The sequence below is a fragment of the Pseudomonas capeferrum genome, from assembly GCF_000731675.1.
GTDB lineage: Bacteria > Pseudomonadota > Gammaproteobacteria > Pseudomonadales > Pseudomonadaceae > Aquipseudomonas > Aquipseudomonas capeferrum.
The window spans coordinates 560,417-582,357 of record NZ_JMIT01000001.1; the positions used below are offsets into that span (position 1 = coordinate 560,417).

Below are 21,941 nucleotides of genomic sequence, written 5' to 3' on the forward strand. Positions count from 1 at the left end.
GCCAAGTGTGGTGCCGGCCACGCCGGCGTTTTCAAAGGAGTAGAGACATGCTTGATCCCGCATTTCGGCAATGGCTGGATGCCAACGCCGAGGCAATCGACCAGGGCGTGTGCGACCCGCACCTGGTCCTGGCGCACATCGCCGAAGCGCAAGTGCTGCGCATCGGCGTCGATGCGGCCCTGGGCGGCACGGGCGGGCAGGTGACCGACGCGGTCGAAGCGATCGCGGCCATTGCCAGCCGTTCATTGGCGGCGGCGTTCGTCTGCTGGGGCCAGCGCGCCTTCATCGAATACCTGCTGCAAAGCCCCAACCAGCCGCTGCGCGAGCGCCTGTTGCCACGCCTGTTGACGGGCGAGCTGGCCGGTGCAACCGGGCTGTCCAATGCCATGAAGTTTCTCTCCGGCATCGAGAGCCTGCAGGTGCGAGGCCGCCAGAGCCGCGACGGATGGCAGCTTGAAGGCCGGCTGCATTGGGTGACCAACCTGCGCAAGAGCGGTTTTGTGGTGGCGGCAGCCATCGAAGGTGATGCCGAAGGGGCACCGTTCGTGGTGGCCATTCCGTCCGAGGCGCAAGGGTTGGAGCGCTCGGACGACCTGCAACTGATGGGGCTGCAATCGAGCAATACCGCCGCGCTGGCGTTCCACCAAGTCGAGCTGGGCCGCGAGTGGCTGCTGCACGAGAATGCTCGCGCGTTCCTGCCCAAGGTGCGCCCGGCCTTCCTGGCACTGCAATGCGGCATGGCCATCGGCCTGGCCCGGCGGGCACTGGATGAGGTGGCGGAACACCTGCAAGGCCGTGGCTCGTTCCTCGACGAGGCCGGCCAGGTGCTAAAGGCGCGCCTGGAAAACACCGTGAGCGAACTCAAGCAGGGCCTGCTCGACGAGCGCTTCCTGCAGCAGCCAGCGGCGCTGTTCAAACTGCGCATCACCCTCGCCGAATGCGCTGCCGACGCGGTGCAGCTGGAGCTGCAGGCCAGTGGTGGCAAGGCCTACCTGAGCGAGTATGGCGAAGGCTTCGCCCGCCGTTGGCGCGAGTCGGCGTTCGTGCCGATCGTGACGCCGAGCCTGGTGCAACTGCGCGCCGAACTGCAACGCCAGGCGGGCGCCGCATGAGCGAGGTACTGCTCGACGCCCGTGCCATCAGCCTGGGCTACCCCCGCGAGGGGGGCTGGCAAGAGGTGCTGGCACAGTTCGACCTGCAGCTGGCGCCGGGCGAGGTGGTGAGCATCCTGGGCCCCAGTGGTGTCGGCAAGTCCAGCCTGTTGCGGGTGCTGGCGGGCTTGCAGGCGCCGCGTGGCGGTAGCGTGACGCTGCGCGGCGAGCCGCTGCAAGGGCCGCATCCGCGCCTGGCGGTGGCCTTCCAGGATCCCAGCCTGCTGCCCTGGTTGAGCCTTGAGAAGAACGTCGCCTTCGGCCTGGACTTCGCCCGCCAGCCCAAATTGGCGGCCAGCGAGCGGCGTGCGCGCATCGACCATGCGATTGCCGACGTGGGCCTCGCCCATGCGCGCAACCAGTACCCGGCGCAATTGTCCGGTGGCATGGCCCAACGCACCGCGCTGGCCCGCTGCCTGGCACGCCAACCTGAAGTGCTGTTGCTTGACGAGCCGTTTGGCGCCCTCGACGAGGTGACCCGGGCCGACATGCAGCAACTGCTGCTGCAACTGATCGCCACCCACAATACTGCGGCGGTGCTGATCACCCACGATATCGACGAAGCCCTGCTGCTGTCCGACCGGGTCCTGCTACTGGGCAACCACCCAGCGCATATCCTCGGCCAGTGGTGTATCGACCTGCCGCAGCCGCGCACGCACCGGGTCGAGGAACTGGGCGCCCTGCGCATCGAGATCGTCAAAACCCTTCGGCGGGCAAGCCGCACAGTCGAACCTTCCCCCACCCCCTTGCCCTCGGAGGCTGTCCATGTGCATGGATGACTGCTGTTCTGCTTCGTCGCGTCGCGACTTTCTCAAGCTTGGCGCCATGCTCACTGCCGCCGGTGCCTTGCCGTTGCTGTCGAGCTTGCAAGCCCGCGCGGCCGCCGAACCGGACGCGCCGGTGCGCATCGGCTACTTGCCGATCACCGACGCCACGCCGTTGCTGGTGGCGCACAACAATGGTCTGTTCGAGGCCGAAGGCATCAAGGCCGAGCGCCCGGTGCTGCTGCGCAGTTGGGCGCAGGTGATCGAGGCGTTCATCTCCGGTCAGGTCAACGTCATCCACCTGTTGTCGCCAATGACCGTATGGGCGCGCTACGCCAGCAAGGTGCCGGCCAAGGTTGTGGCCTGGAACCATGTCGGCGGTTCGGGCCTGACCGTGGCGCCCGACATCACCGACATGAAGCAACTGGGCGGCAAGACCGTCGCCATCCCGTTCTGGTACTCGATCCACAACGTCGTGCTGCAGCAGATGCTCAACGACAACGGCCTGACCCCGGTGTCCAAACCGGTCAATACGCAGCTTGCGGCCAACGAAGTCAACCTGCTGGTGCTGCCGCCGTCCGACATGCCACCGGCACTGGCCAGCAAGCGTATCGCTGGTTATATCGTCGCCGAACCGTTCAACGCCCTGGCCGAAAACCTCAAGGTTGGCCGTGTGCAGCGGTTTACCGGCGATGTCTGGCGCAACCACGCCTGCTGCGTGGTGTTCATGCACGAGCACGACCTCAACAACCGCCCGGAGTGGTCGCAGAAGGTGGTCAACGCCATCGTCAAGGCCCAGCAATGGACCCGCGAGCACCGCGCCGAAGCCGCCGCGTTGTTGTCCAAGGCCGGCCCCAACAAGTACACCCCGCACGAGCCTGCGGTGCTGAGCAAAGTCCTGGCCCCAGCCGCCGAGGACCGCGCAGCCTATATCGCCAGTGGTGCGATCCAGCACCAGCAATGGGACGAGCGGCGTATCGACTTCCAGCCTTACCCGTTCCCCAGCTACACCGAGGAGCTGGTCAAGCGCCTTCAGCGCACGTTGATCGAAGGCGACAGTGGTTTTCTCGCAGGCCTGGACCCGGCGCAAACCGCCCGCGACCTGGTCGACGACCGCTTCGTGCGCAACGCCATCGCGGCCGTTGGCGGGCCATCGGTGTTCGGTATTGCCGACAGTTTCGAGCGTAGCGAGGAGTTCGCGGTCTGATGGGCAAGCATGTGGTTCATACCGGCCTGGGCTTGGCCGGGCTGTTGCTGTTGCTGCTGGCGTGGTGGGCGGGTGTGGCGCTGTTTGGCGAGGCCGACGGCCTGTCGGCGCGCTTCTCGCCCGAGGCCACCCTGGCCAGCCTGGTCGAGCTGTTGGGGCAGGGCGAGGTCTACGGCCACGTGTGGGTCAGCCTCAAACGTATTTTGATCGGGCTGCTGCTGGCGCTGTTGATCGGCGTACCCCTCGGTTTGCTGGTAGGCAGCTACCGGCACCTGGAGGCGGCGACCACGCCGGCCTTCCAGTTTCTGCGGATGATTTCGCCGCTGTCGTGGATGCCGGTGGTGGTGATGCTGATGGGGGTGGGCGACCAGCCGATCTATTTCCTGCTGGCCTTCGCCGCGCTGTGGCCGATTCTGCTCAACACCGCTGCGGGCGTGCGCCAGCTCGACCCGCGCTGGTTGCAACTGAGCCGCAGCTTGAGTGCCACGCGCTGGGAGACGTTGTGCAAGGTGATCGTGCCGGGGGTGATCGGCCATGTGCTGACCGGTGTGCGCCTGGCCATCGGCATCCTGTGGATCGTGCTAGTGCCGTGCGAGATGCTAGGGGTCAGTGCGGGGTTGGGGTATTTCATTCTCGACACCCGCGACCGGCTGGCGTATTCGGAGCTGATGGCGATGGTGCTGCTGATCGGCGTGCTGGGCTTCATGCTCGATGCCCTGGCGCGTGGCTTGCATCGGCGCTGGGTGCATGGCTGAAAACAGTAGGGGCCGCTGTGCGGCCCCCCCGTATCAATGCACGGTCTTGCGCTGCCTTACACAGGCCTGCGCCTGAACAGCCAGCTCGTCCAGCCGCTCGTCGCGCATCTGCTCGGCCTCGATCATCGCATCCTCGCCCTGCTGGTTGAGCAGGTAGGTATGGATCTGATGTACCTCGGTGGTCTGGTAGATCGGCCCGATATCCAGCCGGCCAATCAACGCCCCGCTGGCTTGCCCGGTGCTGCTCATCAGCACCTGCGGCCCGTTGGCCGCCACCACCTGCATGCCCATCGCTTCGAACCACGGTACCTGGCCGGCAAAGGTGTTCAATTCGACGCAGGCATGGCGGGCCTGCAAATCACCCAGCAGGGCGCGGGCGATACCTTGGCGGCGATGGCTGGCGCGCACGGCGAGAAATGCCAGCGCGCAGGTGTCCGGGTCGTCATCGGCCGGCAACGCCAGGGCAAAGCCGAGCAATTGGTCCGGGGCCTCGGCATCCAGCGCCAAGGTCAGCGTCACCGACAGGCCACCGGTACCGTCCATGGCCTGCAGGTACTGGTGCACCTCCATCCCGACACCGTACTGGTACAGCGGATACAGCGGGTTGTCGGCAAGAATGGCAACGCTGCTCAATTCGCCGACGTGGTTGATCACCAGCTCACGGATCTGGTTCTGGAAAGACTCGGGCGGCACGCTGTCGAGGCGGCTCAGGATGAACATCGGGGGGCGGGCTCCGGCGGGTAGGAATACAACCCGCGCCTGGCTGACGCGGGTAGTACAGTCTAACCGGTTTTGCCGAATCAGCCTTGCGCGTGTAGCGCCGCGAGCATCAGCTCTAGGTTTTGTACCGCCGCACCGGAGGCGCCCTTGCCAAGGTTGTCGAACACCGCAGTCAGCAGTACCTGGCCATGCTCCGGGTTGGCGTACAGCGCCAGGCGCAGGTCATTGCTGTCGTTCAGTGCTTCGGGGTCGAGCGCCGCCGCCAGGCCTTGCTGATGCAGGGGCATCAGGTGCACGTGGCGAGCCCCTTCATAGTGCTGTTGCAGGCAGGCATGCAGCTGTTCGGCGCTGGCCTTGCCTGGCAGCAAGCGCAGTTGCAGCGGGATGCTGAGGACGATGCCCTGGCGATAGGCGCCGTAGCCGGGCATGAACACCGGCCGCGCCGACAGCCCGGCGTGCTGCTGGATCTCCGGCACATGCTTGTGCGCCAGCTCCAGGCCATACAGTTGCAAGGTCGGGGTTTTCTCGGTACCTGGCTGCTCATGGCGCTCGACCGCCGCGCGGCCGCCGCCGGAGTAGCCCGAGATGGCATGAATGCTCAGTGGGTAATCGGCTGGCAGCAGCCCGGCGCTGACCAACGGGCGCAGCAAGGCGATTGCTCCGGTGGGGTAGCAGCCAGGGTTGCTGACACGTTTGCTGTGGGCGATACGTTCGGCTTGCTGTTCATCCAGTTCTGGCAGGCCATAGACCCAACCTGGGCTGGTGCGGTGGGCGGAACTGGCGTCGATAACCCGTACCTGCGGGTTATGGATCGCCGCCACGGCTTCGCGCGCTGCGTCATCGGGCAGGCAGAGCACGGCGATGTCGGCGCTATTGATCGCTTCGGCGCGGCGTTGTGGGTGCTTGCGCTCGGCTTCGGGCAGGGTCAGCAGGCGCAAGTCGCTGCGCCCGTGCAGGCGGGCGTGAATCTGCAGGCCAGTGGTGCCTTGGTCACCGTCGATGAAGACAACAGGGGTGTGCATGGTCGGGGTCCGGTCGGGGGAGAGATGGCCTATGCTCGCCTGCGGCTGGACTAAAGGAAATTTGAATATCATGATGCTGATGTTCATTTTTACTGAAGCATGCCATGCGCGAAATCAGCCTTGACCGCCTCCGCACCCTGGTCGAAATCTCCGACCTGGGTTCTTTTGCCGAGGCCGCACGCCGGCTCAACCTGGCCCCGCCCACCATCAGCCTGCACGTGGCCGAGCTGGAGGCCCGGGTGGGCGCCCCCTTGCTCACCCGTAACCGTGGCCAGGTGCGCCCTACGGCCATTGGTGAGACGTTACTGGCCCGCGCCCGACGCCTGCTGGCCGACGCCGACCTGGCCCTGGAAGAGGTTCGCCGCCAGGTCGAGGGCCTGACCGGCCGGGTACGCCTGGGCGCCTCGACCGGCGCCATCGCCCACCTGTTGCCCAAGGCGCTGGAACACTTGCGTGTGGCTCACCCGGGGATCGACGTGCAGGTCCAGGTACTGACCTCCCAGGCGTCACTGGCGCGGCTGCGCGAGGGGGCTCTGGACATTGGCCTGGTGGCCTTGCCGCAAGTTGCGGGCAAGGGGCTGAAGGTCACCCCTTGGCGGCGCGACCCGATCCTGGCCTACGTGCCGGCCGACTGGCAGCCGCCGGCCAAGGTAACGCCGGCATGGTTGGCGCAGCGGGCGTTGATTCTGAATGACAGCAGCACGCAGTTGTCGCGGGTGACAGGGGAGTGGTTCGCGGCGGCGGGGTTGTTCCCCGCACCGCGCATCGAGCTGAACTACAACGATGCGATCAAGAGCCTGGTGGGGGCGGGGTACGGTGCGACGTTGCTGCCGCAGGAGGGCGACGCGGCGGAGCTGGACCGGCGTATTGCCCGCCGGCCGTTGCGTCCGGGGTTGTGGCGGCAGTTGGGGATTGCCTGCCGAGAGGGGCAGGTCGAGCGGGCCACGGGGTATGTGCTGGAGGCGCTGGAGCGGTTGTTGTAGGGCACCTGCTGTAACAAGGGTCCTGGCAGTAGGACTTTGGAAAGCATCAGGGCTGGCGGGTGCATGCCTTGATGCTTTCAGCGCCGGTGAGATCGAGCGCCGCCCGCGCGGCGCTTCGCGGGGCAAGCCCGCTCCCACATCTGTTTCGGGCCAGTGAGTCCTGTTAAATAGGCGCGCGCCCCCTTGTTTGTACGACGCGATATCGAGGCGAGCACCAAAGGGCCGCGCGCCAATGCCTCAGGAATAATTGGCCCGAAACAGATGTGGGAGCGGGCTTGCCCCGCGAAGCGCCGCGCGGGCGGCGCTCGATCTCACAGGCGCTAAAACTCCCAAGGCATGCACCTTCCACCCCTAACGCCTAACCAACCTCAGAACCAGCGGTCGTTCTTCTTCCGCCCGCGGGTCAGCGCTGGCATGATCAACCCCACCAACAAACCCGCGCCCGCAATGCTGCCGCCATACACCATATAGCGCATCATCACCTGTTTGTTCTCGTCCCCCAGGCGCGCCTGGGTGTCGCGCAGGGTCGACTGGCTCTGGTCCAGCTGCTCATTCAGCGCCTGGTTGCGCGCCTCCAGCTCATCGATCAATTGCTTGCGCGAATCCAGCGTTTCCTGCATGCCCTGCACGCGGTTCTTCCAACTGTCATCGATGCTCTTGAGCTGCCCGGACAGGTCCGCCACTTGGGCATCGAGCTGCGGCAGCCGCTCGCCCTGGCCAGGCACGTCCTGCAGGTCGCTGCTGAGGATCCACACCAGGTCACCATTCTGCCCGCGTACCTGGCTGTAGCTGCCTTGGCTGCCGACCAGAGTCAGCTTTTGCCCAGACTTGAGCGTGCCGACAATGCGGTGGCCATCGGTCGGCCCGCTGCGCACATAGGTACTCAGGCTGTCACTGACCCAGCGCGCATCACTGGCAGGCGCTTCGGCATGCACCGGGGCGGCTAGAGCCACCAGGGCTGCGATCAAGCCGCCGCGCAGGGCTGGGAGGGCGGAAAATGTTGGACGGGAGTCGGGCATGTTGAGTCTTCGCTGAAACAGGACAAAAGTAGGCCCGATGACTGGGCCGATGAACCGGTCGGTGAGTTGACCGTCAGCGAAAGACCGTTTTTATGTAAGCAGGTTCACTACCTGATATCGGAAATGTCTGCAGAATGTTGCAAAAGCCGAGGTGTACGGCCTGTCGCGATGGTGGTTGAAACACCGCGACAGGCGCGTGGCGATCAGCTCTCTGGCTGCGGCACAATGGCCAGTGCATCAGGCTCCGGCCCGGTTTGCCAGCGTGCCTTCTCGCGCCAGTCAGCGGTATCGATGACGGCTATCTGGTCACCGCCGCTGATGGCCACGTAGACCCGTTTGCCATCCGGCGAGACCACCGCGCCGATGGGCAGGGCTTCGGCACCCAACAGTGTCTTGCGGTACTCGGCGCCTTCCTGAGCCAGGCTGATGCGCTTGATCTCGCGCTTGGCCGCGACGTCGAACACGGCCAGCTCCGCCGACTTGGCGCAGGTGACCAGAGCATGCTTGCCGTCCGGGGTCATGACGACGCGTATCGGAAACAGGCCGGTACGGAGGCGGTCGGTGACCTCCAGGCGTTCGGCATCGACGATCACCACTTCATTGCCTTCGCGATTGCTGACCCACACCTGGGCGCCCGTCTGGGTCACCGCAACGCCCTCGCTGCCGTTGCCGGTGGGGATGTCAGCGATCTTCTTCTTGTGCAGCAAGTCGATGACCGACAACGTGCCGGAGTCTACATGGGTCACGTAGGCGCGGTCCGCACCGGGCGACAGGGCGACCATGTGCGGCTTGCCGCCGCCGACGTCGATGCGGTCGAGGACCTGGCCCTGGGCCAGGTCGACAATCAGCAAGCGCTCGCTGTCCTCGGTGGTAACCACCACCCTCTGGCTGTCTGGCAGGAAGCGGATGCCATGGGGGCGCGAGTCCTTGCCCAGGTCGATAGTGCGCACCACGCTGCGTGACGGCCAGTCGATCACGCTCAGGCTGTTGTTGGCGGTGCCGTGGGCGCCATAGTTGCCCACCACGGCCAAGCGGCCATTGCTGGCAACTACCACCTCATGCGGGCCGGTGCCCACGGGCAGGCGGACCAGTTCCTTGCCGTTGCTGATGTTCAGTGCCGAGACACTGGCATCGGCCTTGTTGCCCACCAGCAGCACATCCTGCGCCTGAACCAGCGACGCGCAGGCCAGTAGTGCGCCAGCCAAGGCCAGGTTACGGATGCGGAGGGCGATCGGGTTGTAAGGGTAGGGCATGTCCAGTCTCCTTTGGATTACAGTCCATGTTGCATGCTCATAGGGTGTGACCGGGGCAGGGTGGCAAGGGTTTCGTTTTTTTGCCGCGCCACGCTCACGATCTAGACTGAAGGGTTCACACCTGTTCATGGAGCTACACCATGACTGCCAAGAATACGGTTTGCCTCTGGTACAACAATGATGCCGAGGAGGCGGCGAACTTCTACGCCGTGACCTTCCCCGACAGCCGCGTGGTGGCGGTTCACCAGGCCCCCAGTGATTACCCGTCGGGCAAGGCGGGTGATGTGATCACCGTCGAATTCACCGTGATGGGCGTGCCCTGCGTAGGGCTTAACGGCGGCACGGCGTTCAAGCACAGCGAAGCGTTCTCGTTCCAGGTCAGCACCGAAGACCAGGCCGAGACTGACCGCCTGTGGAACGCCATCGTCAGCAATGGCGGCGAAGAGAGCGTCTGCGGCTGGTGCAAGGATCGATGGGGGGTATCGTGGCAGATCTGCCCGCGCATCCTGATCGAGGCCCTCGGCAACCCTGACCGGGCGGCGGCCAAGCGGGCCTTCGAGGCCATGATGGAAATGGGCAAGATCGATGTCGCCGGGATCGAGGCGGCCTTGAAGGGCTGACGGCGAGCAACCCAGGGGCCGACTGGCGGCCCCTGGGTTGCTGCTTAGTCGTTCAACTCCACGTCGGCCTGGGGTTGTGTCTGCTTGGTCGCAGACTTCTTCTCCTGCACCACGATGTAGAACTCCTCGCCATGTTTCACCGCGCCATACAGCACGGCCTTTTCGATCAGCTCGGTACCCCGCAGATGCCGCAGCATCATCGGGTCCTTGCGCAGGTCGCGGTACAGCGCCAGGCACAACAGCACCATCACTACGACAAACGGCAGCGCCACCACGATCGTCAGGTTCTGTAACCCCGTCAGTGCCTCGCCGGGGTTGCTGGGGTCGCCGATCGCCAACATGACCGCCGCCACCGTGCCGGTCAGCGCCCCCCAGAAGATCACGGTGCGCCGCGACGGCGCGGTGGTGCCGTGTTCCGACAGGGTGCCCATGACCAGTGAGGCGGCATCGGCGCCGGAGACGAAGAAGATGCCCACCAGGATCATCACCAGCACCGAGGTCAACGAGGCCAGCGGGTAGCTGTCCAGCAACTGATAGAGCGCGTGGTTGCTGTTGACGGCGCCATTGACCAGCGCGAAGCTGCCCTCGCGCAGGGCATCGATCGCCGCACCGCCGAAAATGGTGAACCACACCAGGCTGACCAGGCTCGGTACCAGCAGCACCCCGGTGACGAACTGGCGAATGGTGCGGCCGCGGCTGATGCGGGCAATGAACATGCCGACGAAAGGCGTCCAGGAAATCCACCAGGCCCAATAGAACACGGTCCAGCCGGCCAGCCAGCTGTCCATCTGCTCACCGCCGCTGGCGTTGGTGCGTGCCATCATTTCTGGCAGCAGCTTGATGTAGATGCCGATCGAGGTGGGCAGCAGGTTGAGCATCAACAGCGTCGGGCCGACCAGGAAGACGAAGGCCGCCAGCACCAGTGCCAGCACCATGTTGGTATTGGACAACCACTGGATACCCTTGCCGATGCCGGACACTGCGGAGGTGACGAAGGCAATGGTCAGCAAGGTGATGATCGAGATGTAGAACAGCTTGCCGGGGCTCTCGATCCAGCCGTTGTATTCCAGGCCGCCGGCGATTTGCAGGGCGCCCAGGCCGAGCGAGGCGGCAGAGCCGAACAGCGTGGCGAAAATCGCCATCATGTCGATCACGCGGCCGACGGGGCCGTTGGCGTGCTTGCCGATCAGCGGCCGAAAGGCCGTGGAAATCAATTGCGAACGCCCGCGGCGGAACGTGCCGTAAGCAATCACCAGGCCGACGATGGCGTACATGGCCCAGGGGTGCAGGGTCCAGTGGAACAACGTGGTGGCCATGGCCACCTGCATCGCCTCGCTCGATTGCCCGGTCGTCGTTCCGGGAGGGGGTGTCACATAGTGCGACAAGGGCTCGGCAACGCCGAAGAACATCAGGCCGATGCCCATGCCGGCGCTGAACATCATGGCCACCCAGGAGACGGTACGGAATTCTGGCGCTTCGCCATCACGCCCCAGCGGGATCCTGCCATAGCGGCTGGCGGCTAGCCACAGCACGAAGATGACGAACACGGTCGAGGTGAGTACGAAGAACCAGCCAAAGTTGAGAATGACCCAGGACTGTGCCGACGACGCGCTGGCGGCAAGGCTGGCCTGGCTGACGAAGCCCCAGATGACGAAGGCAATGGCCAGAATGCTGGTGATGCCGAAGACGATCCAGTCGAGCTTGCCCTCCAAGTGCCTGTCCTGGCGGGCCTCGGCGGTTTTCGAGGGGTCCGTAACGCCAAGGTCGAGCGTTTCGGTGATGTGTTCCTTTGCCATGAATAGTGATGCCCCTTTGTGGCTTACCTGCGTATGCAGGCTTGTTGTTGTGGGCTGCCGGGGTCGGTGACGGTCTCGGCGGGAAGTGCAGCTGGCCGAATTATCCTGCTTGGCAAACAGCGGCTCCTGTCCCGATAACGCCCTGGGGCGTCCACTGAACGACCTGTTTAATACTTTTAGTTCCGGGGGCGATGGCCCTTTCTGCGCTGCGTTCTGGTACCCTGATGGGCATTAACCTGGCCTGCATTCCCGAGCACCGTAGAAGCGGCGTTGCCTGCGGGCCTGGCCTTACCAGGAAACGGAGATTCGTCAATGGCCACTGACCGTGTGAGCCTGATTCATTTCGATAAATTGAGCATGAGCCCGGCTGCTGCCGATCGGTTCCAGACAGCCCTCGACGCGCTGGAAGCGCTCAAGCTGCAGGACCGTTACGTGTACCTCGTTGCTCCTTATCTGGGTGATATCGCCGACGCCTCCGACCGTGAGCAGCTGGCCACGGCCATGGAGCAGGGCATCCGCGTCGTGCATGACCTGTTGGCCGCCAAGTCGATCACCAAGGTGAAGTCCGAAGAGCTGTGCAACGTGTTTGAAAATGCCGCCGAGCGTGTGCGCGCTGAAATGCCGGCCTGAAGGGTGCAATGGCCAAGGACATAGACAACCCCTGCGTTTCGCTATGCCAGCTCAACAGCGAGCTGTGCGTCAGCTGTGGCCGCAGCCGTGAAGAAATCCGCAAGTGGCGTGGCATGAAGCGCCCGGAGAAGATGGCCACCGTGCAGCGGGCGGCCACGCGGATGAAAGCCATCGTCAAGAAGAGCGCGAAGCGGCAGAATGCCAACTGACCTTCGCATGCTGTTATAACCGCGTCCCCTGAAACTTTATCGAGCCTGGAAAATGGATTCTCACTCGCTTCTTGCCTTTACCCTGGTTGCCGCGATCGCCATCGCCAGCCCTGGCCCTGCGACCTTGATGGCGATCAACAACAGCCTGGCCCATGGGCAACGCAGCGCGGTCTGGTCTTCACTGGGCAATGGCTCGGGCTTGTTCTGCCTGTCGGCAGCGGCCATGCTCGGGTTGGGGGCGTTGCTGGCAAGCTCCGAAGTGCTGTTCAACGCCGTCAAGATCATCGGCGCGGGTTACCTGTTCTACCTCGGCGCACGGCAGTTGTTGAAGAAGAGCCCGATGCTGGAGGAGGGCGCCACCGCCGGGGTGGCCAAGGAGCGGCCGACACCGCTCAAGCTGTACAAGTCAGCATTCCTGACGGCGGTCACCAACCCCAAGGCGACCATGTTCTTCACCGCGCTGTTCCCGCAGTTCATCGACCAGGGCGCCGCGTTGCTGCCGCAGTTCCTGATCCTTACCGGGATCTTCGTCGCCTTGTCGCTCATTTCACTGACCCTGTACGCCGCGCTGGCCTCGCGGGCCAAGGGCGTGTTGACCCGGCCGGCGCTTTCGCGCTGGGTGAGCCGGGTCGTGGGCACGACCTTCATCGGCTTTGGTGCGGCGATTCTCACAATCCGTCGACAGTCGGCGTAGGTCTTTGCGGGCCGCCTGACGACGCGCAGCGGCCCTGGCAACTCGCCGGTCGATGAAAACCCTGGCGGCTGGCTGCCGATGGGCCAGACTGTCTACACCACGCGAAGCCAGATGCCCCATGTGCCGAGGGTTGTAGATGATCGAGCGTTGCTTTCGCCACGCCTTGCTGTCGTTGCTGTGCGCGCTGCTGCCCGCGGTTGCAGGCGCGCAGGAGGCCTGCCAGCGCCTGACGGCCACCGGTAACCCCGAATACCCCCCTTATTTGTGGCGCGACCCGCATGACCCTCACCAGTTGATCGGTGCCAATGCCGACCTGCTCAAATACTTGGGCAAGCAACTTGGGCTAGAGATCGAAGTGGTTTACGGGGGGCCGTGGTCACGTGCCCAGGAGCAAGTGCGCACCGGCCGTATCGACCTGCTTGCCGGGTATTTTCTGACCCAGGCACGGCAGCAGATGATGGACTTCATAAGCCCGGCCTTCCTGCACACGCCCAGCGTGGTCTGGGTACGCCAGCAAGGGGCCTTTGTCTACCATCAATGGGCTGACCTGCAAGGCCGCAAAGGCGGGACCCTGGTCAATAACAGCCACGGCCAGCAGTTCGATGACTATGCCAAGGCCAACCTCACGCTCGAAGCGGTGCCCAGTGCCAAGCAGGCTTTCGAGAAGCTGCTGCTCAAGCGCAGCGACTACGTGGTGTTCGAGCACTATCCAGGCATGGCGTTGGCGCAGACGCTGGGCATGCAAGACAGCCTGCAGGTGCTGGACCCGCCGGTGTCCAGCGAAGGCTTGTACCTGGCGCTGTCGCATCAATCACCGTGCAACCAGCCGCAGTTGCGCGAAGACCTGGCACGGGAGATGAAAGCGATCGTTTCCGGCGCATTGCCAGAACAGTTGTTGCGCCAGAACCTGGAGCGCTGGCATCAACAGCACACAGCAGCCATTGTTCAATGACCCATCGGTAAACCGAGGGCCTGAGGGACATCCACGTCCAGCACCACCCCGGCATCGTCAACGGCGACCGTGATACAGGCGTGCGGGTTGTCCAGAATGACCTGCCGGCCGCCCTGATCACCTTGCAGTTGCGCCAGCGCCGGCCAGAACGCACGGCCGAAAATCACCGGATGCCCGCGCTGACCCTGGTACTGCGGCAACACGATGTGTGCTGCGCTTGCTTGCCGGCAAAGTGTTTGCAAGCTGCCAGGTGCGATCCATGGCATATCCGCCAACAGCACCGCCACCGCCTGGGCCTGTGTCTGCAGCAGCGCCGTCACCCCGGCCGCGAGGCTGGTGCCCATGCCAAGCGCTGCCTGCTCGGCCCGCACGATATGGGCCCGCGGGTCGATACCCAGGTGCTGCGCATCGTCACCCGGCCGTAGCACGACGTGCACATCTGCAAAATGATCGAATGCGCGCGCCAATGCCGTCGCCAGCAGGGTGTGCCCGGAGGGCAGCCGTGCCAGGCGTTTGTCGCTGCCAAAGCGCTGCGCACGCCCGGCCGCCAGCACCAGCGCGGTGCAGATCACAGGTTGTGCTGGCACGCCTCGGCCTCCCGGGCAAGCTTGGCCTTGGTCACGTTGACTGCCCCAGGCAGGCTCACGTCATTCTTGGCTGCGAGGATCTCGGCCATGACGCTGACGGCGATTTCGGCCGGGGTCTTGCTGCCGATGTAGATGCCGATAGGGCCGTGCAGGCGCTTGAGGGTGGCTTCGGTTTCGCCAAAGTGTTCGATCAGGCGCTCGCGTCGCAACTGGCTGTTGCGCCTGGACCCGATCGCGCCGATGTAGAACGCCGGGCTGTGCAGCGCCTCGAGCAAGGCCAGGTCGTCAAGTTTGGGGTCGTGGCTGACGGCAACGATGGCGCTACGCACGTCGGGGGCGAAGGTACGCACCACATCGTCCGGCATGCCGGCCAGTTTCGAGACGCCCGCGACGCCCCAGCCGCCCATGTATTCTGGCCGTGGGTCGCACACCGAAACGTTGAAGCCATTGAACAGCGCCATGGTCGCCAGGTACTCGGCCAGCGCGCCGGCGCCGATCAGCAGCACGCGGTAGCCAGGGCCGAGGGTGCTGAGCATGCGCTGGCCATCGAAGCTGAACTGCTCGGGCGTGCTGCTAGCCATGAGCGCGGCTTCGCCGCTGTGCAAGTCCAGTTCACGGCGCACCAGGCTGCCGCTGTCGAGGCAGGCCAGCAGTTGTTCGAGGTGTTCTGCCGAAGGTTCGAACTCGAGGACCAGTTGCAGGGTACCGCCACAGGGCAAGCCGAACCGGTGAGCGTCCTCGGCGCTGACACCGTAGCGCACCACCTCGGGCAGCCCGGTCTGCATACCTGGGCCACCGTAGGCAGTGGTGTAGCGGTGGATGAGGTCATCCTCGATGCAGCCACCGGACACGCTGCCGACCACGCGACCGTCGCTGCGCAGCGCCATCATCGAACCGACCGGGCGAGGGGACGAGCCCCAGGTGCGGGCCACAGTGGCCAGCAAGACGCGCTCGCCGCTGGCAAGCCAGTCGCGGGCGGTGCGCAGGACCAGCAGGTCGATGCTCTCCATCATCTTTCTCCAAAGCGTAATGCTTGTGCCGGTTTCATCGCATGTGCAACACAATCGGGCTGCTGCTGGCCGGGTCTGTGTGCCCGCGCAACGTGCCCACGGCCTGCGCACCCACTGCACCACCGTGATTACCCCAGGCGCCGCGCACGAAGCTCAATACTTCGGCAATTTCCCGGTCGCTCAGCTGTTCACGGAAGGCCGGCATGCGGTAGGCATCGGGCAGCCCGGCAGCGACGATGCGCTGCGAGCCATTGAGGGTGATGTTGATCGCCGACGCGCTTTCCTTGGCCAAGGCCGACGTGGCCCCGGCCAACGGCGGCATCCACTCGGCCTGGCCCTTGCCGTCCAGGCCGTGGCACGACGCGCAACGGGTCACGTAAGTATGCGCCCCAGGGTTATCGAGCTTCGCGGCTACCGATTCAGCCTGGTACTGCCACGGCGTGCCGTCACGCTGTGGATCGCCGGGCAGCGATTTCAGATAGCGGCCGATCGCCGCCAGGTCATCGTCACTCATGAATTGCGTGGAGTTGTTGAACGCCTCGGTCATCGAGCCATAGACCACGGCATGCCGGTTGCGCCCGGTCTTGAGGAACTGCACGATTTCCGCTTCGCTCCAGCGGCCAAGGCCGGTGTTGTGGTCGGCGCGCAGGCTTGGTGCGTACCAGCCATCGAGCAGCGCACCGGCCAGGAAGGGTTTGCCACTTTCATCCAGGGCTTTCTCGTTGAAGGCCAGGCCACGGGGGGTATGGCAGCTGCCACAGTGCCCTGGGCCTTGAACGATGTAGGCGCCGCGGTTCCACTGGGCGTCCTGATCAGGCTTGGCGGCATACGGTGTGTTGGCGGCGAACAGCCCATTCCACAGGGCGATGGGCCAGCGCATGTTCAGCGGCCAGGGAATGTCACTGGCGAGGTTCGCCTGCTGGGCAGGTTGCACGCCCTTCATGAAGAACGCGTACAGGGCCCGCACATCGTCATCGCTGAGCTTGGCGTAGGAAGGGTACGGCATGGCCGGGTACAGCCGCCGGCCACCGGGGGCCACGCCGTGGCGTACGGCGCGGTCGAAGTCGGCAAGGCTGTAGTGACCGATGCCGGTGTCGCGGTCGGGGGTGACGTTGGTGGCGTGGATCGCCCCCAGTGGCGTGGCCATCTCCAACCCGCCGGCGAACGGTTTGCCGCCGGGCAGGCTGTGGCAGGCCACGCAGTCACTCAGCCGGGCCACATACTCGCCGCGGCTGACCAGTGCAGGGTCGAAACGGGCAGCCTGCTCGGCCTCGAAAGGTGACGCGGGGTCACGGGTGACGTACCAGGCCAGCAGGCCTGCCGCGACCAGGCACGGCAGCGCCAGCCAGCCGGCGGTTCTTGCGAATCGGCTGTGGGTCATGGGCGTTCCTTGTCCTGTCAGGTGAAGGTGTAGCGGCTTAGCGGAATGCTGCGGATGCGCTGGCCGGTAAGCCGCGCCACCGCGTTGGCCACCGCTGGCGCAACGGCAGGTAGCGGCGGTTCGCCGATGCCGCCCATCTTCGCGCCGCTTTCGACGATGCGCACATGCACCCGTGCCATGCGCGAAGGCGGCAGGATGGGGTACAGGTCGTAGTTGCGCCCGCGGGGCTGACCGTCGATGTACACCGCCTCTTCCAGCAACGTCTGCGACAGGCCCAAGGCCACGGCGCCGTTGACCTGGGCCTCGATAATCGCCGGGTTGACGATGCTGCCCGGGTCGATCGCCTGCCAGATGTCGTGCACCTTGACCTGGCCATTTTCGATCGAGACTTCGGCGATCACCGCCGCTTCCGAGCCGAACGGCGAGGCCATGGCCACGCCGCGCGCCCGCTTGCTGCCGTCCTCGGCAGTGAACGGCCCGCGCTTCCAGCCGCCAGACAGCTCGCCTACCGCGTGCAGCAGGTTGGTCAGGCGCTGATTGTCACGCAGCAGGTGCAGCCGCAGCTCATAGGGGTCCTGGCCACCCTTGTCGGCCAGCTCGTCAAGGAACGCTTCGTAGAAGAAGTCGTTCAGCGAATTGCCCACCGAGCGCCAGTAGCCGAGCATGACCGGGCCTTTGACGTAGATCTGGGCGATGCGTTTGTTGGCGATGGCGTACGCTTTACCCGACAGCCCTTCGAGGGCGGTGGGGTCTATCTTGTCCCCTTGCTTGCCGGCCAGTGCCTCGGTCGGGCCTTCGGTGGCGCTCACCGCTTCTATGGCCACGGGCAGCCCATCGGCGTCCAGCGCGGCGCGGAACTTGACCACCGCCAGTGGGCGCAACACGTCGCGCAGAAACTCTTCCTCACGGCTCCAGATCAGCTTGACCGGGCGGCCGACCGCTTTGGCCAGGGCGATGGCCTGAGGGTAAGGGTTTGCCGAGTCGTAGAGAAAGTGCCGGCCAAAAAAGCCGCCGAGCAAGGGCGAGTGCAGGGTGATGCGCGCAGCGTCCAGGCCGGTGCGCTTGGCGATGTCGTCGCGGAACATGTCTGGAGCCTGGTTGGGTAGCCAGACCTCCAGCGAGCCGTCGGGGTTGAAGCGGGCCAGGGCAGAAGGTGGTTCAAGCTGGGCGTGGTTGAGGTACTGGTTGTGGTAGGTGGCCTCGACCTTTGTTTTGGCGTTGGCCAGCACCCCAGCCACATCGCCTTCGTTCTCTTCGTCGCGGGCCGGGCCTTGCTCGCTGGCCAAGCGCTCCCGGTAGGCGTCGCTGGAAAAATCCGCCGGCATCGGCCGTAGCGGGGAATCATTGCCGGGCTCTTGCCAGTCCACCTGGATGGCCTCTACTGCGCGCTTGGCATGCCACCAACGCTCGGCGACCACCGCCACCGCGCCCGGCAATTGATGCACCGAGTGCACGCCTTTCATGGCCTTCACCTGCGCTTCGTTGCGCAGGCTGCCCACCGTCATGCCCAGGCGGGGGGCATGCTGCACGGCGGCGTGCAGCATGCCGTCGAGCTTGATGTCGATGGTGTACAAGGCTTTGCCGGTGGATTTGTCATAGGCGTCGACCCGGCGTACCGGCTTGCCGATCCAGCGAAACTGGCTGGGGTCGCGCAGCTGTACGCTGGCCGGGTCTGGTACGGGCAGGTCGAGGGCGCGCTCGGCCAGTTCACCGTAGGGCAGTGAGCGGCCAGATGCGGCGTGCACCACCTTGCCAGGCTCGGTGGACAGTTCGCCGAGCGGTACCCCCAGTTGTTCGGCAGCCGCCTGCAGCAACATGGCCCGGGCCAGCGCGCCGAGGCGGCGCATGGTCGGGTAGCTCATGCGCACCGACATGCTGCCGCCGGTGATGCGCATGCCATTTTCCATCACCACATAGGCCTCGCCGGGCGGTGCGCTGTCGACCAGGAAGGTGGCAGGGTCGGCATCCAGCTCTTCGCCAACGATCTGCGCCATGGCGGTGTAGGTGCCCTGGCCGCCCTCCATGAACGGGCAGAGCAGGCGAACGGTGCTGTCCGGGCGGATTTCGAGGAAAGCCGGGACCTGGGTGCCGCGCTCCTGGCCAGCAGCGGTGGCGGCCTGGGCCCTGGCCGAACCCAGCGGCAGGCCAAAGCCGAGCACCAGGGCACCGGCGGCGGCACCGGCCGAAGCCAGCAGGAAGCGGCGGCGCGACAGGTTGACCGGCGCGCCCAAGGGCCCAAGCGGGCTATCGACAGGCGTGTTCATCAGGCACCCTCCTGCTGCGCGGCAAGGTCGTGCACGGCCGCATGGATGGCGTTGTAGGTGCCACAGCGGCACAGGTTGACCATGGCCGCATCGATCTGCGCGTCGCTGGGGTTGGGCGTGTGCTTAAGCAGCGCGGTGGCCGCCATCACCTGGCCCGACTGGCAGTAGCCGCACTGCGCCACCTGGTGCTCGACCCAGGCTGCGACCACGCGCTTGCCGACGCTGTCGGCCTCGATCGCCTCGATGGTGGTCACCTCACGCCCGACCACGCCTGCCACCGGGGTCACGCAGGCGCGCACTACGCTGCCGTCCACCAGCACCGAACAGGCGCCGCACTGGGCCAGGCCGCAGCCATACTTGGTGCCGGTCAGCCCGAGGTCGTCACGGATCACCCACAGCAGCGGCGTGTCAGCGTCGGCTTCGACCTCATAGGTCTTCTGGTTGATGCGGAGTTCCATGGTTCACCTGCCCATCATCGGTTTGCTGTCGCGTCGTTGTCTTGAGCGGGGGGTACGTTGCCCCCCAGTGCAGAAACGCTAGCACAGCGCGGCGGCCGGTGAGCCGGCGCTGCCGGGAGGTCAGGAGGATCAGGCAAGTAATCCGGCGAAATGCGCAAGGCCGGCGTTGCGCCAGGCAAACAGGACTTCCAGGCGAAAAACCCGGATAATGCCGGCCAATTTCGTTTTGCACGCTTAAATCACGGTAATCCCGCATGGAAATCAAGGTCAATTTTCTCGACAATCTCCGCCTCGAAGCCAAATTCGACGACTTCACGGTGATCGCCGACCAACCGATCCGTTACAAAGGCGACGGTTCGGCCCCAGGGCCGTTCGACTATTTCCTGGCGTCTTCGGCGTTGTGCGCGGCTTACTTCGTGAAGCTGTACTGCCAGACCCGCGATATCCCCACCGAAAACATTCGCCTGTCGCAGAACAACATCGTCGACCCGGAAAACCGCTACAACCAGATCTTCAAGATCCAGGTCGAGTTGCCCGAAGACATCTCCGAGAAGGACCGCCAGGGCATCCTGCGCTCCATCGACCGTTGCACGGTGAAGAAGGTGGTGCAGACCGGGCCTGAATTCGTCATCGAAGTGGTCGACAACCTGGATGCCGATGCCCAAGGGCTGTTGATGCCGGTGTCGGACACCACCACCTACATCCCGGGCAAGGACCTGCCGCTGGAGCAGACCATCGCCAACATGTCGGCGATCCTGGCCGGGTTGGGGATGAAGATCGAGATCGCTTCGTGGCGCAATATCGTGCCCAACGTATGGTCGCTGCATGTGCGCGATGCGCAGTCGCCGATGTGCTTCACCAATGGCAAGGGCTCGACCAAGGAGGCCGCGCTGGCCTCGGCGCTGGGTGAGTTCATCGAGCGTTTGAACTGCAACTTCTTCTACAATGACCAATTCTGGGGCGAAGAGATCGCCAACGCTGCGTTCGTGCACTACCCGAACGAGCAGTGGTTCAAGCCTGGGCCAAAGGATGCGCTGCCCAGCGAGATCCTCGACGCGAACTGCCTGGACATCTACAACCCCGACGGCGAACTGCGCGGCTCGCACCTGTACGACACCAACTCGGGCAATACCGCGCGGGGCATCTGCTCGTTGCCGTTCGTGCGCCAGTCGGACCAAGAGGTGGTGTATTTCCCGTCCAACCTGATCGAGAACCTGTTCCTCAGCAATGGCATGAGCGCTGGCAATACCCTGGCCGAAGCGCAAGTGCAGTGCCTGTCGGAAATCTTCGAGCGGGCAGTGAAGCGCGAAATCCTCGAAGGCGAGCTGTGCCTGCCGGATGTACCGCAGGAGGTGCTGGCCAAGTACCCGGGCATCGTTGCCGGCATCCAGGGGCTGGAAGAGCAAGGCTTCCCGGTGCTGGTCAAGGATGCGTCGCTGGGCGGTGAGTTCCCGGTGATGTGCGTGACCTTGATGAACCCGCGTACCGGTGGCGTGTTCGCCTCGTTCGGCGCGCACCCGAGCCTTGAAGTGGCGCTGGAACGCAGCCTCACCGAGTTGCTCCAGGGCCGCAGCTTCGAGGGCCTGAACGACCTGCCGCAGCCAACCTTCGAAAGCCACGCGCTGACCGAGCCGAACAACTTCGTCGAACACTTCATCGACTCAAGCGGCGTGGTGTCGTGGCGTTTCTTCAGTGCCAAGGCCGATTTCGAATTCGTCGAGTGGGACTTCTCCGGCCACGGCGAAGACTCCAACGTGCAGGAAGCCGCGACCCTGTTCGGCATTCTTGAAGACCTGGGCAAAGAGGCGTACATGGCGGTGTACGACAACCTGGGTGCTACTGCGTGCCGCATCCTGGTGCCGGGCTACTCGGAGATCTACCCGGTAGAGGACCTGATCTGGGACAACACCAACCGGGCTTTGTCGTTCCGCGCCGACATCCTCAACCTGCACAGCCTGGACAACCGCTCGCTCAAATTGCTGCTCAAGCGCCTGGACAACTGCGATGTGGATGACTACACGACCATCACCACGCTGATCGGTGTCGAGTTCGACGACAACACGGTGTGGGGCCAGTTGACCATTCTTGAGCTGAAGCTGCTGATCTGCCTGGCTGTGCAGCGCTTTGAAGAGGCCAAGGAGCTGGTCGAGGCGTTCCTGCAGTTCAACGACAACACCGTCGAGCGGGGCCTGTTCTACCAGGCCTTGAATGTGGTGCTGGAAGTGGTGCTGGACGATGAACTGGAGATGGAAGACTACGAAACCAACTTCCGCCGCATGTTCGGCAACCCGCGAATGGACGCGGTGCTGGGCTCGGTAGACGGTAGCGTGCGGTTCCATGGCTTGACGCCGACCAGCATGAAGCTGGAAGGCCTGGATCGTCATTTGCGTTTGATCGAGAGCTACAAGAAGCTGCATGCCGCTCGGGCCAAGTTTGCCTGAGGCGGTGTAGGCCTGGAGTGTTTCA

21 protein-coding genes are annotated in these 21,941 nt (G+C 64.7%); 11 read left to right on the top strand and 10 right to left on the bottom strand.

What is annotated here, in order from left to right; all coding sequences use genetic code 11:
* Nucleotides 1-47: 47 nt before the first annotated feature.
* Genes PC358_RS02675 through PC358_RS02690 form a run of 4 tightly spaced genes read left to right on the top strand, consistent with a single transcriptional unit; the run spans nt 48 to nt 3,877 of the window.
* The gene (locus tag PC358_RS02675; protein WP_033697344.1) at nt 48-1,112 is read left to right on the top strand and encodes an acyl-CoA dehydrogenase family protein; all 1,065 of its coding nucleotides are present in this window, start codon (nt 48-50) and stop codon (nt 1,110-1,112) included.
* Nucleotides 1,109-1,930 carry an ABC transporter ATP-binding protein gene (locus tag PC358_RS02680; RefSeq protein WP_033697346.1) on the top strand — a complete coding sequence of 274 codons (822 nt, stop codon included), beginning with the start codon at nt 1,109-1,111 and terminating at the stop codon, nt 1,928-1,930. Before PC358_RS02675 ends, PC358_RS02680 begins: the two co-directional genes overlap by 4 nt.
* Nucleotides 1,917-3,122 carry an ABC transporter substrate-binding protein gene (locus PC358_RS02685; RefSeq protein ID WP_033697347.1) on the top strand — a complete coding sequence of 402 codons (1,206 nt, stop codon included), beginning with the start codon at nt 1,917-1,919 and terminating at the stop codon, nt 3,120-3,122. Before PC358_RS02680 ends, PC358_RS02685 begins: the two co-directional genes overlap by 14 nt.
* Nucleotides 3,122-3,877 (top strand): ABC transporter permease, encoded by a 756-nt coding sequence (locus PC358_RS02690; protein WP_033697348.1) that lies wholly within the window; start codon nt 3,122-3,124, stop codon nt 3,875-3,877. The genes PC358_RS02685 and PC358_RS02690 overlap by 1 nt, the downstream gene beginning before the upstream one ends.
* A 33-nt stretch (nt 3,878-3,910) precedes the next feature.
* On the opposite strand, the gene PC358_RS02695 is transcribed toward PC358_RS02690, so the two are convergent.
* Both PC358_RS02695 and argC read right to left on the bottom strand, forming a co-directional pair.
* Nucleotides 3,911-4,597: a GNAT family N-acetyltransferase gene (locus tag PC358_RS02695; RefSeq protein WP_033697350.1), complete on the bottom strand. Its 687-nt coding sequence runs from the start codon at nt 4,595-4,597 to the stop codon at nt 3,911-3,913.
* An 80-nt stretch (nt 4,598-4,677) separates the two neighbouring features.
* Nucleotides 4,678-5,619 carry an N-acetyl-gamma-glutamyl-phosphate reductase gene (gene argC, locus PC358_RS02700; protein WP_033697351.1) on the bottom strand — a complete coding sequence of 314 codons (942 nt, stop codon included), beginning with the start codon at nt 5,617-5,619 and terminating at the stop codon, nt 4,678-4,680.
* A gap of 104 nt (nt 5,620-5,723) precedes the next feature.
* Here argC and PC358_RS02705 point away from each other — a divergent pair, with 104 nt between their 5' ends.
* Nucleotides 5,724-6,602 (top strand): LysR family transcriptional regulator, encoded by an 879-nt coding sequence (locus PC358_RS02705; protein ID WP_033697352.1) that lies wholly within the window; start codon nt 5,724-5,726, stop codon nt 6,600-6,602.
* Nucleotides 6,603-6,970: 368 nt separating this feature from the next.
* Here the strand turns inward: PC358_RS02705 and PC358_RS02710 are convergent, their stop codons facing one another.
* Both PC358_RS02710 and PC358_RS02715 read right to left on the bottom strand, forming a co-directional pair.
* Nucleotides 6,971-7,621 (bottom strand): TIGR04211 family SH3 domain-containing protein, encoded by a 651-nt coding sequence (locus PC358_RS02710; protein WP_033697353.1) that lies wholly within the window; start codon nt 7,619-7,621, stop codon nt 6,971-6,973.
* Between the two features lie 203 nt (nt 7,622-7,824).
* A complete protein-coding gene (locus PC358_RS02715; RefSeq protein ID WP_050506040.1) occupies nt 7,825-8,874 on the bottom strand; it encodes a YVTN family beta-propeller repeat protein in 1,050 nt (349 codons plus the stop codon).
* Between the two features lie 140 nt (nt 8,875-9,014).
* Between PC358_RS02715 and PC358_RS02720 the strand changes: the two genes are divergently transcribed.
* The gene (locus PC358_RS02720; protein WP_033697354.1) at nt 9,015-9,494 is read left to right on the top strand and encodes a VOC family protein; all 480 of its coding nucleotides are present in this window, start codon (nt 9,015-9,017) and stop codon (nt 9,492-9,494) included.
* Nucleotides 9,495-9,538: 44 nt separating this feature from the next.
* On the opposite strand, the gene PC358_RS02725 is transcribed toward PC358_RS02720, so the two are convergent.
* Nucleotides 9,539-11,290: a BCCT family transporter gene (locus PC358_RS02725; RefSeq protein WP_033697355.1), complete on the bottom strand. Its 1,752-nt coding sequence runs from the start codon at nt 11,288-11,290 to the stop codon at nt 9,539-9,541.
* A 312-nt stretch (nt 11,291-11,602) separates the two neighbouring features.
* Here PC358_RS02725 and PC358_RS02730 point away from each other — a divergent pair, with 312 nt between their 5' ends.
* The 4 genes from PC358_RS02730 to PC358_RS02745 all read left to right on the top strand — a co-directional run bounded on the left by PC358_RS02730 (nt 11,603) and on the right by PC358_RS02745 (nt 13,775).
* Nucleotides 11,603-11,920, top strand: coding sequence for a hypothetical protein (locus PC358_RS02730; protein ID WP_033697356.1), 318 nt, complete (start codon nt 11,603-11,605; stop codon nt 11,918-11,920).
* Nucleotides 11,921-11,928: 8 nt separating this feature from the next.
* A complete protein-coding gene (locus PC358_RS02735; RefSeq protein ID WP_033697358.1) occupies nt 11,929-12,129 on the top strand; it encodes a DUF1289 domain-containing protein in 201 nt (66 codons plus the stop codon).
* A 52-nt stretch (nt 12,130-12,181) separates the two neighbouring features.
* Nucleotides 12,182-12,823 carry a LysE family translocator gene (locus PC358_RS02740; RefSeq protein ID WP_033697360.1) on the top strand — a complete coding sequence of 214 codons (642 nt, stop codon included), beginning with the start codon at nt 12,182-12,184 and terminating at the stop codon, nt 12,821-12,823.
* Nucleotides 12,824-12,959: 136 nt separating this feature from the next.
* On the top strand, nt 12,960-13,775 hold the full coding sequence (locus PC358_RS02745) for a substrate-binding periplasmic protein (protein ID WP_033697361.1): 816 nt from the start codon (nt 12,960-12,962) through the stop codon (nt 13,773-13,775).
* On the opposite strand, the gene PC358_RS02750 is transcribed toward PC358_RS02745, so the two are convergent.
* The 5 genes from PC358_RS02750 to PC358_RS02770 are packed head-to-tail and all read right to left on the bottom strand — an operon-like array spanning nt 13,769 to nt 19,475.
* The gene (locus tag PC358_RS02750; RefSeq protein WP_033697363.1) at nt 13,769-14,362 is read right to left on the bottom strand and encodes a nucleotidyltransferase family protein; all 594 of its coding nucleotides are present in this window, start codon (nt 14,360-14,362) and stop codon (nt 13,769-13,771) included. The genes PC358_RS02745 and PC358_RS02750 overlap by 7 nt on opposite strands.
* The gene (locus PC358_RS02755; RefSeq protein ID WP_033697364.1) at nt 14,344-15,372 is read right to left on the bottom strand and encodes an XdhC family protein; all 1,029 of its coding nucleotides are present in this window, start codon (nt 15,370-15,372) and stop codon (nt 14,344-14,346) included. Before PC358_RS02755 ends, PC358_RS02750 begins: the two co-directional genes overlap by 19 nt.
* 34 nt (nt 15,373-15,406) lie before the next feature.
* Nucleotides 15,407-16,753 (bottom strand): c-type cytochrome, encoded by a 1,347-nt coding sequence (locus tag PC358_RS02760; protein ID WP_033697366.1) that lies wholly within the window; start codon nt 16,751-16,753, stop codon nt 15,407-15,409.
* 17 nt (nt 16,754-16,770) lie between these two features.
* Nucleotides 16,771-19,017: a xanthine dehydrogenase family protein molybdopterin-binding subunit gene (locus tag PC358_RS02765; RefSeq protein WP_033697367.1), complete on the bottom strand. Its 2,247-nt coding sequence runs from the start codon at nt 19,015-19,017 to the stop codon at nt 16,771-16,773.
* Nucleotides 19,017-19,475: a (2Fe-2S)-binding protein gene (locus PC358_RS02770; protein WP_033697370.1), complete on the bottom strand. Its 459-nt coding sequence runs from the start codon at nt 19,473-19,475 to the stop codon at nt 19,017-19,019. Before PC358_RS02770 ends, PC358_RS02765 begins: the two co-directional genes overlap by 1 nt.
* 254 nt (nt 19,476-19,729) lie before the next feature.
* On the opposite strand from PC358_RS02770, the gene PC358_RS02775 reads away from it, so the two are divergent.
* Nucleotides 19,730-21,916 carry an OsmC domain/YcaO domain-containing protein gene (locus PC358_RS02775; protein ID WP_033697372.1) on the top strand — a complete coding sequence of 729 codons (2,187 nt, stop codon included), beginning with the start codon at nt 19,730-19,732 and terminating at the stop codon, nt 21,914-21,916.
* Nucleotides 21,917-21,941: the final 25 nt, after the last annotated feature.